Below are 14,074 nucleotides of genomic sequence, written 5' to 3'. Positions count from 1 at the left end.
CTAAGTGGTTCCCAAAAAGAGCCGGCAAACCAATATATTCGTCCCTTCATGAATTAGTTTTTTTCAGCGATTAGTTCAGCAGCCAAAGCGATAACAGATTCCGTATTAATCCTCGCCGTATAAGCGATTTGTGGGCCTTGTATTCCCTTTAAATCTTCAACACGTTTGTGAATTTCCGACACACCTATAGCTTTTAAGGCTGTCAAAAATGCTTGGTCGTGATAAACTTCTTCGGAAAACGAAACTTCGTCACTTTTAGAAAGATTTTGAATGCGAGCCGCTTTGTTGACTGTAGATCCAAAATAGTCGATCGCATTATTGAGATTTACCAGCAAAGCCGTCCCTCGGTGAATGCCCACGCTAACACGAATCCACTCTGCAGGCGGGCGAGTAGAGTTGTACTTTCTGAAACTGGCCACAGCAGCAGCAGCCGCCATAATTGCTTCTTCGTTGCTGATAAAAGAAGCCATAAGGGCATCGCCGATGGTTTTAATGACTTTGCCGCCAAATTGCTCTACCGACTCAAATAAAATTTCAAAATGATCGCGCACGATATTGTATGCTTTAGTATCTCCAAGGGTTTCGTACATTCTGGTAGAACCAGTAATATCGGTAAACATAATAGTAATCGCGCGAATCTTGACTCGCTCTCTTTCCGATATCGCTGCTTCGCCGAACAAACGCTTGTAATCTGGGTGGTGAAGCAGTTGCATTCCTGACAGTCGCAGGGGCAGTTGTTCTAATGTCAATTCTTCGGGCAATTCATCGGGATGCAAAATCAGCCCGGACAAATTGTGCTCGGTATTAGTTAGTTCGATTTTAACTTTTCCCGGACGCACAGTCAGCTTTTGTTTGTCAAAATCTGGCCCCGTTAACTGCTTGATTTTAATTTCTTGTATTTCTTCGGTTGCTTCGCCTTCAACTTTTAAAATCCCTTTAGCTAAGGTGAGGGGACAGCAGTACCGATATTGACCGCTTTCTAAGATAATTATCTCGGATGCGGTGCAGCATAAAGGTGTTACCAGTTGCAGTTTGTTATGAAGTACCGGAGGGGGAGCACAGATGGGGCGCAGTTTCGGGTCTTCGATTTCTTTGTTGAGGGAAAAAGTAACTTCGATGCGATCGAGCAAATCAATGTTAAACTCGCGATCGCACATTGGGCAAAAAGACATTTCCGATGCGTCTGCCAAATCCTTGAATTCGTCTGCTATCATGTTGCAGTGCGGGCAGTGAATGTCCCAGTGCAGGTCAAAAGTGCCGGCTTTTACTCCGTGCAGAAATTCGGAAGTAATTCTTTTAACATTCTTGACAGTATCGCCGGCTACGTAGTAAGGATTAATCCGCAATCTCTGCAAAATGTGGGAACCGATTAACCAGTTTTCGATTTGGTCGATCGTTCCTTTGCTAGAATTGGAACGTTGTTTAAGTTGTTCTACTTTTTCTGTTAATAATTCGATATTCACGAGCTGCTTGCCTTTGAGCGTCAGGGCAAGAAATTTTTAAGCATTGTCTCAGATAATTTCTTCGTCTGCTTGGTTCTTCCCTGACAATTCTGATAAATTTGCACCTGTCCCGCTGTCCCTGATCTGTGTATAAATCTTAACAAATTAGCAAGCTAAAGGCGATGTTTCTTTAGGCTGAAGGATGGGTCAGTTGTTACACAAGAGCGATCGCTGCATCTGTCTTCAGGAATATATTATAAAATGTCCGGCGAATTAATTATAATCAATCTTAGTTTCAAACAACAATTCAGCCCCAGAGGCTCTCGATTGAAACCAGACTAAAATAGCAAATATCCCACCCATCCCCATACCACAAATGCTAAACAAAATTTGGCAATTCCTCAAACAACTAATTCAGCGCCTATTGGGCTCCGCACCCCCACCAAAACCCCAAAATACCCCCATCCGCCCCACCCTCACAGACGCGGAATACGAATCGAAATTTATGGAAATTCTGGAAGGGGTAAATGCTGGCTGGAGTCGAGGGGATGTCGCGGGATTTTTAATCGCAAAACGGCTTAAAGATAGTGAATTGGCTGGTTGGTTGCGACGGTTTGGAACTCGATTGTTTGAGGAGGAGACGCACGCATCATCCACCGCCCCTGCGGATGTGGTGGCTTCGCTGCAGGAATTGGCGCGCAGGCTGGGTTTGTTTGGTAGAATGGGTAGCGGGGAATTGTCGCAGGTGGCGGGGGATATTGGGCGGGAGATTTTGACGCGATTTCCGCTACCGGTGGTTGAGGATGATGTTGGATATGGGAATGTGATTGAGGCGGTGTTTGTTGGGAATGGTTTAGGTTTTTCTGGGGATGGGAATCGCAGCGGCGCGTCAGATGTGCCCGGATGAATTGAATGGCCGAACTTGCCTATATCTAGCATTTTGGTCGAGTTGGGCGATCGGCATGATATTCTTAGCAATTAAGCGCCGCTTCCGTCGGTAATTTTCACGCACTCAAATAGGACTAAACAAAACTGAATTCCTCACTACAAACTGAAATTGTAATGACACAAGTAATCGGCATCGACTTAGGCGGCACCGCAATTAAACTCGGCAGATTTAGCGAAGATGGTGTTTGTCACCAATCTTTAACAGTTCCGACTCCTCAACCCGCAACTCCAGAGGCTGTCTTAGCTGCCATCACCGATGCTATTTTACAACTGAATCCTGCCGAAAATGCTGTAAGTGCGATCGGTATCGGCACACCAGGCCCAGCAGACGCCGCCGGCAGAATAGCCAGAGTCGCAATTAACCTCAAAAATTGGCATAACGTCCCCCTAGCTGACTTGTTGGAAGCCAAAACCAGACTGCCAACAATATTAGCAAATGACGCGAACTGTGCCGGATTGGGAGAAGCTTGGTTAGGTGCAGGAAAGCACTTTAAAAACCTCATATTGCTAACATTAGGAACAGGAGTCGGCGGTGCAGTTATCTTAGATGGCAAACTATTTACAGGTCATCTAGGCGCGGCAGGAGAGTTAGGATTAATTGCCATCAATCCCGAAGGCCCGGAGTGCAACAGCGGCAATCGCGGTTCTTTAGAACAATACGTTTCCGTGCAAGCAATTCGCCGCGACACTGGTTTGGAACCCCTAGAATTAGCAAATTTAGCTAAGTCGGGAGATGCCAAAGCTTTAGAATATTGGCAAAATTACGGGCGCTATCTCGGTATCGGTTTAGCAAGTCTGATTTATGTTTTAACACCGGAAGCTATTATTATCGGCGGTGGAATTAGTGCGGGTGCAGAGTTCTTCTTGCCTGCGGTTAGAGCCGAAATTGAGCGGCGGGTGCTACCTAGTTCTCGCGAAGATTTGCAGTTATTGCTTGCCCAATTGGGCAATCAAGCAGGTATGGCAGGCGCCGCAAAATTAGCTTGGCAGCTAGCTTTAATGACTAATAACTGATGACTAATATCAATTTTGGTTGTACTCATACATGATGTTAACAGTTAACTGTTATTTGTTATTTGTTAACAGTTAATAGTAAATTTACTATTCCGCTGAAGACAGGATTTGATATAACAACTAACAACTGCCAACTAAGAGGGCGGGCCCGCACCATCCACCGCCGCTACCAACTAATATCAAATCCGGTAGCATCGGAATGATTCAGATATATATTCTCGGACTCTCTGTACTCTGTGTTCTAGCGCCGGTTAAATCATTCCAATGCAAGCGGAAACGATATAAAAACTAATACGGTTCACTTAACATATTTATGCCCCGGAGATCCCCCTAAGTCCCCCTTAAGAAGGGGGACTTTGAGAGCATTCTTGTCCCACCCCTACTCCCCTTTTTAAGGGGTGTGCCAGGGAGATCGTCTTAAGTAAACCGTATTGATATAAAAACTAAAAACTAACAACTAACAACTAACAACTAACAACTAAAAATTAACAACTGCCAACTAACAACTAACAACTGCCAACTAACAACCAATGACCAATGACTTCTTCATGGCAGAGACTGCCCCGTCGTATTTTTGATGTATTCCTGAATTTTTTGATAATCGTCTGAGTTGCCTTCGCGCATGAGGATAATATTAGTCGCGCTGTCAGGCAGAAAAAAGCTGATTAGCCGACCGTTTTGTTCGCAAACAAAAGAGCTAATTCGACTTAAATCGATCGCAAATTCCTTGCGGTCAAAATGAATTTTTATCCACGAACCTCTAGAATTGCGATCGATGGTTTTTTTGAGGTAATCGAGAACTTGCTTGTAAGCCTCATGATTGCCTTGGGGATGCAGGATAATCGGCTGACTGCTATTAGGCAGCCAAAATGTGATGCGCTTGTTATCCAGTTCGCTCGAAAAAGCACTAATAGTGTCAAGATCAATTATGTATGTATTTTTTTCATAAATAAACTTGCTCCAGTAAGCCACACAACCCTCCTCAAACCTGCGTTTCCTGGTATTTTAGGATAGTTTGACAATTCATACCATTTTAGATTTTAGATTTTAGACTTCGGCTAACGCTCAGTCGATCGATTTTAGATTGAGAATGACTGATGATTGTGGGGATTGGCATCTTACCTGTAGTTGTATTGTGTTTTGAGATTGGTATCACTATTGAAATCACAGCTAAAAAATTCAGTAGAAATATCAGTATTTTTGCTTTTTACCTTTTACGTTTTCCCTTATACCTTGGGGTACTAGCCCCCCAAACCCTATGTTAGGACAGAGGTGAGGTTTTTTGTCGTTGAGAATGCTGCCCGATATCATGTCCGGTAGATGAGACCCCTCTTAAATTCTATTGTTGGGTTGGACGGGTGAGAGTGCGATCGATTATGCGTCCTATGTGAATATTTGTCTGCACTCACCCGTCCCTACAGACATTTAATATATCAAAACTAATCGATCGCACAGGATAGGAGATTAACTTCCGGCAACTTTCCCCGCTACCAAGTCCCGAGGCTCAGTTTCTAAAACATCCTGATTTCCCTGGGTGCTAGCCGCCTGGATAAACCCCTGAAACAAGGGGTGGGGGGCGCTAGGTCTAGATTGGAATTCAGGGTGAAATTGACAGGCGATGAAAAAGGGATGGTTGGGTAATTCGATCATTTCTACCAATCGGCCGTCGGGAGAGGTTCCCGATAGCACATAACCTGATTCTAAGAACAGATTGCGGTAGGAGTTGTTGAATTCGTATCGGTGGCGGTGCCGCTCGTAAATCACTTCTTTTTGATAAAGTTTGAAAGCGAGGGTGTCTGGGTTGACGCGACACGGATACAAACCCAGTCGCATTGTACCGCCCAAATCGACTACATCTTGCTGTTCTGGCAATAAATTAATTACCGGATTTGCCGTAGTTGGGTCAAATTCAGCACTGTTGGCATCCTTCAGTTGGGCGGTGTTGCGCGCCCATTCAATCACAGCACACTGCATCCCCAAACACAATCCCAAAAAAGGTATTTTGTGCTGTTTAGCATATTCGATCGCCGCTATTTTGCCATCGACTCCCCGAATCCCAAAACCTCCGGGTACAACAATGCCGTTGATATCTTTGAGATAATTATCGAGATTTCCCGATTCTAAATCTTCTGAGTTAATCCAGTGCAAATTTACGTCGCAGCCGATCGCAATTGCCGCGTGCCGCAAAGCTTCAACCACCGAAAGATAAGCATCGTTCAACCGCACGTATTTGCCAACCAAAGCAATATCAATCTTGTGGCTGGGACTGTAAAGCCGCTTGACTAAGGTTTGCCACTGAGTCAAATCGGGTTGCCGCTGTTCGAGTTGCAGCAAATTGATGGTTTGTTCTGCCAAACCTTCTTCTTCCATCATTAGAGGCACTTCGTAGATACTTTTGGCATCTTGAGCCGTGATGACGCATTCTTCGGGTACGTTGCAGAATTCCGACAATTTTTGTTTGAGGCCCAAAGGTAAAGGCCGATCGCACCTACAGACTAGAATATCTGGTTGAATGCCGATCGACCGCAACTCCTTAACCGAGTGCTGAGTCGGTTTAGTTTTCATCTCCCCAGCCGAAGGAATCCAAGGTATCAGCGTTACGTGCATATACAAGACATTTTGCCGCCCGACATCCTTGCGAAACTGGCGAATTGCCTCCAAAAACGGCAAAGACTCAATATCTCCCACCGTGCCGCCGATTTCCGTAATCACCACATCGGGGTTAGTATTTTTTGCGACTCGGTGAATGCGCTCTTTAATCTCGTTAGTGATGTGGGGAATCACCTGCACCGTGCTCCCCTGATACTCGCCGCGGCGTTCCTTATTAATCACAGCTTGATAAATCGAACCCGTGGTGACGCTGTTGAGGCGAGACATGGAAGTATCGGTAAAACGCTCGTAATGCCCCAAATCCAGGTCGGTTTCCGCACCGTCTTCGGTGACAAAGACTTCTCCGTGCTGGAACGGGCTGAGAGTGCCGGGGTCAACGTTAATATAGGGGTCTAGCTTCAAAATCGAGACCGAGTAGTTTCGGGACTTCAATAAGCGGCCGAGGGAAGAAGCGACAATTCCCTTCCCGATACTGGAAACCACGCCGCCGGTCACAAACACAAATTTGCTCATAGGATTTTCAACTTTAGATGTTTCTCAGTTAAGGTAACACTCAACTTTAAGAGCTAAAATCAAAAATTGTCCAGCAGGGCTAGAGCATTTTTCCTGTACGGGTGGGGAGGCGATGGGTTGCAGATTGGCTCGATCGGGCGTTTTGCACGGGTTTTGAGAGCGATCGCCCAAATTAACAACCTGTGCGCGAACATTTGTATGGCGATCGCCCCACCACTCAAACAAAAAATGCTTTTTACAAAACCCAGATGCAGGCGATCGATCCAGAAACCGCAGATATCGGGCAGATGCAACACCGAAGTCTATAATCCCAAACACAGATCCTCCCTTATTCCTGATTTTTTCTTCCCAATTACCAGACTGGTTGACTTTCTATTAAAAGCGTGGCTGCAATGGTGTCTACCGGCTTTGAGAAAAAGTATCCCTGTCCGTATTCGCATTTCAGCGATCTGAGCAAATTAAGCTGTTCGATGGTTTCAATTCCTTCAGCAATTACATCCATGCGTAAATGAGTGGCTAAAATTAAAATAGTCTGTACAATAGCTTCATTGCCTTCGTCTTCAGTCATGCGGCTGACAAAAGCTCGATCGATCTTTAAAGCGTCAGTTGGAAAAGTGTGCAGGCGGCTCAAAGAAGAATAGCCTGTGCCGAAATCATCAATATATAATTGAACTTCTAAATTTTTCAATTGTGCGAGGGTAGCGGCTGCTGATTCGGCATTGTCCATGATTACGCCTTCAGTAATTTCTAATTTTAAGCTGCGGGGGTCTAGTTGAGTTTCTTGTAAAATTTCGCTGATGCGATCGATTAAATCCGGCTGTTTGAATTGTTCGTTAGAAAGGTTGACGCTGACAGTCAAGGGCGGATTTATGGGAAATCTTTGATGCCACTGGTGGATCTGACGGCAAGCCGATCGCATCATCCACCAACCAATCGGTACAATCAATCTGGTTTCTTCTGCGACTAAAATAAATTCGCCGGGAGATACTAAACCTCGCGAAGGGTGATACCACCGCAGCAGCGCTTCAAAACCGCTGATTTTACCGCTGGTTAGACAGACGATGGGCTGGTAGTAAAGCCGAAATTCATGGGAGTCGAGAGCTCGCCGCAAATCGTTTTCTAGTTGCAAAAGAGCGACGGCGCGAGTGTGCATACTTAAGTCAAAAACTTCGTGGCGAGCTTTCCCCAATCCCTTAGCGTGATACATAGCTGCATCTGCATCTCGCAGCAATTCTTCGGGTCGATCGTACAACATTTGGAACGGGACATTGGCAACGAGAGAGTCGGAAGACAAGCAAGACAAAGCAGTTGCCCGATCGATATTTTCGACATTTCCAGAGTCCGATAGTTCGCTGCTTTGCCTTGGCTGCGGAGGTAAACCAGAAGAAACAATGCCAATGCTAGCACTGCTAAAAACTTGATATTCGTTGAGGTAAAAAGGCTCTGCTAGTTCCGCTTGCACTCGTTCGGCAATTTGGATTGCATATTCTGTATTGTTGATATTTTCTAACAAAATAGCGAATTCGTCGCCGCCGAGACGGGCAACGGTATCTCCAAGGCGCAAACAGGTTTCCAGGCGCTGCGCGATCGCGACTAGCAAGCGATCGCCCACTAAATGCCCCAAACTGTCGTTGACAACCTTAAAGCGGTCGAGATCGATAAACAGCACCGCAAACAAAACCTCGGGACGGCGTTTTGAAAGCTCGATCGCGTGTCTTAAGCGATCCATAAATAAAGCTCGGTTGGGCAAACCCGTTAGCGTATCGTGCAAAGCATCGTGTACTAACTTCTCTTCTGCTATTTTGCGGAGGGTGATATCTTCGACAGTGCCTTCGTAGTAAAGCAAATTGCCACCAGCGTCGCGAACCGCCCGGCCGTTCTCGGAAACCCAGATGGTAGTGCCGTCAGCGCGGTAAACTTGGGACTCGAACTCTGACACACAACCGTGTTTTTCGATCGCGCGCAAAAATTCGACGCGGCGGTTGGGATCGAGGTAGAGTTGGCGATCAATATTGTGTATGTTTGCGATCAGTTCCGGGGCTGACTCGTAGCCGTAAATTCTCGCCAAAGCAGGGTTAGCGCTGAGGTAGCGCCCGTCGGGCGTTGTCTGAAAAATTCCCTCGATCGCGTTTTCAAAGATGCTGCGGTATTTTTCCTCGGCTTGTTGCAGCGCTTCTTCCGCTTGTTTGCGATCGCTGATATCCGTCAGCGTCCCGAGATAGCCGAGAACTTCCCCGCTGTTGGCAATTTCCGGGACTGCTTGCCAAAATATCCAGGTTGTGCGGTCGCCGTTGCAAAAGCGGTACTCTAATTTACAAGGCAACTTGTTTTTAACAGCGCCATACCATTGGCTCAAAACGCTCTGGCGGTCTTCGGGGTGCAAACTTTGAGTCCAACCTTCGCCGAGTGCTTGTGAGACTGTCAGTCCCGCCATCTCCAAAAATCGCTCGTTGACGTAAAAACAATCTCCAGCCGCGTCAGCGCGGAAAATCCCGACTGGCAGGATTTTTGCCAAGGTGTAATAGCGGTATTCGCTTTCTAGCAGGGCGCTGGCTGCTACTTTAGTCTCGGTGATGTCAAACATCGCGCCTTGAATGATGACTGATTTGCTTGCTTCATCGCGAACTGCGATCGCTCGATCGCGGAACCAGACGACTCGACCGTTGCGGGCGATCGCGCGGTATTCTGAAACCAGCGGGGCGTCGCCAAAGATATCTTCTCCCTCGCTAAATTTTTGTGTGGCGTTTTCAACTAACACGCGATCACGGTCTTCTGGGTGAACGAGTTTCAGCCACAAATCTGGGTCTGCCCTCCATTCAGCTACAGAATAACCCAGAAAAGTCTCGATTTGTGGGCTGATGTAAAGTTTGGCAGCGCTGCGGTTGAGGGTAGAAATGTAGGTGACAGCCGGCATTTGTTCTACAAGGGCGCAGTATTTCGCTTCTACGGTGCAGAGTGCTGCTTCTAGGCGCTGCCGCTCTAATTCAGCGGCGGCGCGTCCGGCAAATATGCTGAGAATTAGTTGAAATTTAGTGAGTTCTGCTTCTAGCAAAGGTTGATCGTCGAAAATACAAATAATCCCTAAAGGTTCGCCGTAAGAGTTTTTGAGCAGGGCTCCGACAAAACTGCGCGAACCTGTAACCACCGCTCTGCGGTCTTGTGGGAAGGCTTCCACTAGACCGTCTGGACAGGAGTACATTGCCTGCTCGAACACTAGGGTTTCGGGAGTGTTGGCGGTATCGCACTCAAAATTTGGCTGTAGCTGTCCGTCGCTCCAAAAACTGAGCACTTCCAATCGATCGGGAATTGCATCGCTGCGTTCGATCGACTTAATCGACTTGGCCGCCACGGCGCAGCGAACTCCGAGTGCACGGGCCAAGTGGCGAACTAAAGTATCAAAGAATTCGGCTCCTCCCGGCGCATCAGTACCTGCTAGGATGTGGCCGAGCAAGTCTCGATCTAATTCCGGGGAATCGCTGACAGCGGCTTGGTTGCTGGCCTGGGGGCGAGAGGAATTTTGGGTCATCTCTCCCTCCACGCTCAAACTTGTGGCTTTGCTGGTGCAAGACCCCACAACAGGTGAAGAGTTTACTGTTGGGCGCTGTTGCTGGGGGAATAATAGAGCGCGGACAATACCTAAAATTTTACGCAAGAATCTGTCAGCGACGGGGAACAGATTTGAGTTGGGGAAAAGCCAAAAGTTTTTCTTAATTTTCAATTTTGCAAATAAATCGCCGTTTAATTGGGGCGGCTGTGGTTGCTTTGCGGGCGGCAGATTGGGAGGCCTTCGCTGCAATTTGAGATAAATCGCTCCAGCAAAAGCTAAAGTCGCTGATAATCCTAGAAGGTATACAAGAATCTCAAAGTAAAAAAATAAATCTCGATCGAACATTGATTAATACCGCTCGACAATTATAGTAGTTATCTGAAGCCAATCTATTTATTAAAAATAACTAAGTATTGTCACCAATGGGTAGCGCGGACAAGGTAGGATAGCAGTGAAGGCGACAATGCAAGTTAATAACCCTGATGAAAGCGATCGTTTTTGAAACGCCCGGAAGTGCGTCCGTACTGAGACTGCAAGATATCCCCGCCCCTACTATACAAACAGAAAGTGAAGTTTTAGTGCGTTTGCGGGCGGCGGGAGTCAATCCGATAGATACTAAGTTGCGATCGCGCGGCACTTTTTATCCAGAAAAAACTCCTCACCTTTTGGGGTGTGACGGTGCTGGAATCGTAGAAGCTGTCGGTGCTGCGGTGCAAAGTTTCCAAGTGGGAGACGAGGTTTTTTTCTGCAACGGCGGTTTGGGCGGGTTGATGGGTACCTATGCTGAGTTTGCCGTTGTAGACGAACGTTTCCTCGCCATCAAGCCTGCTGCTTTAAGTTTTGTTGAGGCGGCGGCGGCACCGTTAGTTTTAATTACAGCATGGGAATCGCTGTACGATCGCGGGCGGTTGCAAGCTGGCCAAAAAGTATTGATCCAAGCTGGTGCCGGCGGTGTCGGCCACGTCGCGATACAGTTGGCTTCGTTGCAAGGTGCTGAGGTTTGCACTACTGTGAGTTCCGAAGCCAAAGCCGAATTTTGTAAATCTTTGGGTGCAGATTTAGTTATTTTATACAAAAATACCGATGTTGTCGATGATGTTTTGACTTGGACTCAAGGACAAGGAGTTGACTTGGCTTTCGATACAGTCGGGGGAGAAACTTTTTACCAAACTGTTCCGGCTGTGAAGATTTATGGCGATTTGGTAACAATTTTGGAACCAGATCCGGCTTTGGGGAATTTGAAAACAGCGAGGATGCGAAATCTGCGAATTAGTCTGGAATTAATGTTAACTCCGATGCTGCAAGGTTTGGGGGAAGAACAGGAACAGCAGGCTCATATTTTGCAGCAGTGCGCTGGTTTGTGCGATCGTAATTTGCTCAAAATTCATGTCAGCAAAACTTTCCCGCTAGCACAAGCTGGTGCTGCTCACAAACTGTTAGAAACAGGCTCTGTAACAGGTAAAATAGTTCTTGAAATTCCCGGCGATTGAGATTTCGGGCGAAGGGAATTAGCGGCGACACAAGCTTGCAGCCGACTACGGGAGCGGGTTGAAAACATTGTGAATTCAACCTACATTCCGCCATTCAAATTGAACCTAAAATAAGGTTTAAAACAAGAATGCAGTTCGCTTGCTCGTGGTTGAAACCCTCAGAAAATCAGTCATATCATGTCCGCAATACGAACCGTCCATTTGTGTTATTAATCGATCAAACTTGATATCATATCAAATTTTCTCTTCATCGGAATAGTAAATTAACAGTTAACAAATAACAAATAACAAATAACAAATAACAAATAACATCTATGAGTGCAACGGAAATTGATATCATCCCCGAATCTAAAACCTCAAATTTCCCATTGAAAATCCCGTAACTTACCGTCTCTACCCAAAGCTTCATCGGCCAATTCCACCATCCAGCGATTCGGCCGCGCTTGGGGTCTGGCCGCGAGCACCAAGGCCCAAGCTTCTGCTTCTTTACCCCGGCCCAACAGCGCAGCACAAACAGTCAAAGCTGTTGCTGTTGAAAGGCTGATGCCACTTTGACAGCAGACGAGCAAATTGCCGGGGTTCGCCGACATTTTGAGGGCAAAGTCAATAATTTGGAGGACGTCATCGAGTGTAGCTAAAACCAGATCGGGGTCGTCAATTGGGGTTTCGAGGTCGTTTAACGATCGCCGCAGTCGGTTCGGGATTTTGTGAAAACTTTTGGGTTCGGGTAGGCCCGGAGTGCCGATCGAGATTAAGTATTTGAGTTGCCGTCCCGCAGGGCGATCGATAATGTATTCAGTGGCTTCTCCTTCCGAAACTATCAAAATTTTCGGCAGTTTTTCACCCAATAAATCTGCAGAAGTTGAAAATTCAGAATCAACTGTGTTTACCTCAGCGCTAACATCCGGCAAGTATTGGGCCGCCAGGGCGCGAACGTCAGCAACTTCGCGGTTTAAAGCTGATTCCAGAGCCAAAATTGCAGCACCAGATCCAATTTGACCCAAGGATTTAACAGCTTTTTGACGGACTCCAGGGGTTTCGTCCCCCAGCAGATGCACCAAACCTGCGACGGACTCCTCTGTCGCAATTTGCCCCAAAGCAGCAGCAACTCTCCACCGAACATAGGATTCGCTGTCGCCTCGCGCGATCGCCAGTCCCGTAGCCACCATTTTTTGCAAGTTAGCATCGCCGCCTGTATTGATGTTCCCCAGGGCCACCGCCGCCCTGCCGCGCACGAAAATATCTCGATCCGAGAGCGATCGCATTACTGCCACCGCAGCCACCTCGCTGCTGATTTCCCCCAAGGCAGAAACTGCACTGCCGCGCACGTCTGAGTCTTTATGGTTGAGGGCGGCAAGCAGCCCCGCCAAAGCCGTTTCCGTGCCGATTTGTCCCAAGGCCTCGGCAGCCCTCAAAGAAACGGCGTAGTAGTCGGGATCGTGCAGCAATTCTACTAAGTGGGGTACTGCGTCGGGGTCGCCGATTTTCCCCAAAGATGCCGCAGCCCGGGCGCGCACTATTTGATTTGTGTCTCGGAGGGCGGCAAGCAGCCCGGGAAGCGCCTCAGAACCCCCAATTTTCCCGCAGTTGACCGCAGCCCGCCAGCGCACTTCGGGGTCTTGGTGTTTGAGGGCAGCAAGCAGTGCTCTGACGGCTGTTTTCGGCTTCATTTGGCCCAAGGCCCAAGCAGCCTTGGCGCGCACTGCTGAGGTTTTGTGGTTGAGGGCTTCTAGCAGTGCTGCGACTGCTGGTTTCGAGTCAATTTCTCCTAGGGCCCAAGCGGCCCAAGCTTGCACTTGGGAATCTTCGGATTCGAGCGATCGGGCTAATTCAATTACTGCGGCTTCCGAGCCAATTTTGCCGATCGCCCGAATGCTGTGAAGGCGCACGACACTTTGTTTGTGGTTCAATGCTTGGACTAGGATCGGAATTGCCCAATCAGAACCAGTTAGTGCTAGCAGTTGAATTTTCAGCAGTGGCGAAGTTGGGATTTTTTCGATTAATTTTATAGCTGTTTTTTGAAATTCTGGTTTGAGAGTACCTGCTAGTTTCGAGCCTAGTTTTAAGTTTACTTTTAAAGCTAATTTGATCGTGCGCAAAGCCATACTTTCCTGTTCTACTTTTGGCAATATTGTCGCCAAGGCGTGCATCCCTTGTCTTTCTTTCAAATATTTTTGTTTAAATTGAGCATCGCTGAGCTCTGGTAGCTGTTGGATGAGGGTTGCTGCTGAGTTCACTGATTTATCCTCATATTTTGGCGATCGCTTGAGATTGCTCTTTTAAACTCACCGAAGCGTCCATTTTAGATTTTAGATTTTAGAATTGCTCCACAGATTAATCGGGAAGCTTAAACTCGGGTGAAAATTTTTCGGTTAGACACTCACTCTCGCATCAGCGACTTGTACCTGTTTTTGGGCTGACTCATAAAAAAAATTAGCTGCACCTACAAAACTCAAATTCTCATAAAACTTGTACCACTTTTAAAATATGTCGGATTCGACTATTTTTGG

The 14,074-nt window shown here is 47.0% G+C and carries 9 protein-coding genes; 3 read left to right on the top strand and 6 right to left on the bottom strand.

All coding sequences use genetic code 11. From position 1 onward, the window contains the following. Positions 1–53 precede the first annotated feature (53 nt). Positions 54–1,463 carry an adenylate/guanylate cyclase domain-containing protein gene (locus QT998_RS10350; RefSeq protein ID WP_333086934.1) on the bottom strand — a complete coding sequence of 470 codons (1,410 nt, stop codon included), beginning with the start codon at positions 1,461–1,463 and terminating at the stop codon, positions 54–56. 355 nt (positions 1,464–1,818) lie between these two features. Here QT998_RS10350 and QT998_RS10345 point away from each other — a divergent pair, with 355 nt between their 5' ends. Next, positions 1,819–2,349: a hypothetical protein gene (locus QT998_RS10345; protein ID WP_333086935.1), complete on the top strand. Its 531-nt coding sequence runs from the start codon at positions 1,819–1,821 to the stop codon at positions 2,347–2,349. A gap of 155 nt (positions 2,350–2,504) precedes the next feature. Continuing rightward, entirely contained in the window at positions 2,505–3,404 is a 900-nt protein-coding gene (locus tag QT998_RS10340) for an ROK family protein (protein WP_333086936.1), read from the top strand. 546 nt (positions 3,405–3,950) lie between these two features. On the opposite strand, the gene QT998_RS10335 is transcribed toward QT998_RS10340, so the two are convergent. From QT998_RS10335 to QT998_RS10320, 4 genes are all read right to left on the bottom strand, one after another. Then, the gene (locus tag QT998_RS10335; RefSeq protein WP_194009205.1) at positions 3,951–4,376 is read right to left on the bottom strand and encodes a hypothetical protein; all 426 of its coding nucleotides are present in this window, start codon (positions 4,374–4,376) and stop codon (positions 3,951–3,953) included. Between the two features lie 492 nt (positions 4,377–4,868). Further along, a complete protein-coding gene (locus QT998_RS10330; protein ID WP_333086938.1) occupies positions 4,869–6,527 on the bottom strand; it encodes a CTP synthase in 1,659 nt (552 codons plus the stop codon). A gap of 59 nt (positions 6,528–6,586) precedes the next feature. Beyond that, positions 6,587–6,823 carry a hypothetical protein gene (locus QT998_RS10325; protein ID WP_333133075.1) on the bottom strand — a complete coding sequence of 79 codons (237 nt, stop codon included), beginning with the start codon at positions 6,821–6,823 and terminating at the stop codon, positions 6,587–6,589. A gap of 56 nt (positions 6,824–6,879) precedes the next feature. Further along, positions 6,880–10,419, bottom strand: coding sequence for a sensor domain-containing protein (locus QT998_RS10320; protein WP_333086939.1), 3,540 nt, complete (start codon positions 10,417–10,419; stop codon positions 6,880–6,882). Positions 10,420–10,556: 137 nt separating this feature from the next. Between QT998_RS10320 and QT998_RS10315 the strand changes: the two genes are divergently transcribed. Continuing rightward, positions 10,557–11,564 carry a zinc-dependent alcohol dehydrogenase family protein gene (locus QT998_RS10315; RefSeq protein ID WP_333086940.1) on the top strand — a complete coding sequence of 336 codons (1,008 nt, stop codon included), beginning with the start codon at positions 10,557–10,559 and terminating at the stop codon, positions 11,562–11,564. Between the two features lie 356 nt (positions 11,565–11,920). On the opposite strand, the gene QT998_RS10310 is transcribed toward QT998_RS10315, so the two are convergent. Beyond that, entirely contained in the window at positions 11,921–13,801 is a 1,881-nt protein-coding gene (locus QT998_RS10310) for a HEAT repeat domain-containing protein (RefSeq protein WP_333086941.1), read from the bottom strand. Positions 13,802–14,074 lie beyond the last annotated feature (273 nt).

It is taken from the genome of Microcoleus sp. S1D4 (genome assembly GCF_036700765.1).
Taxonomy (GTDB): Bacteria; Cyanobacteriota; Cyanobacteriia; order Cyanobacteriales; family Microcoleaceae; genus Microcoleus.
Note: the sequence above shows the minus strand (reverse complement) of the source record. Positions and strands in the feature narration are given on the sequence as shown.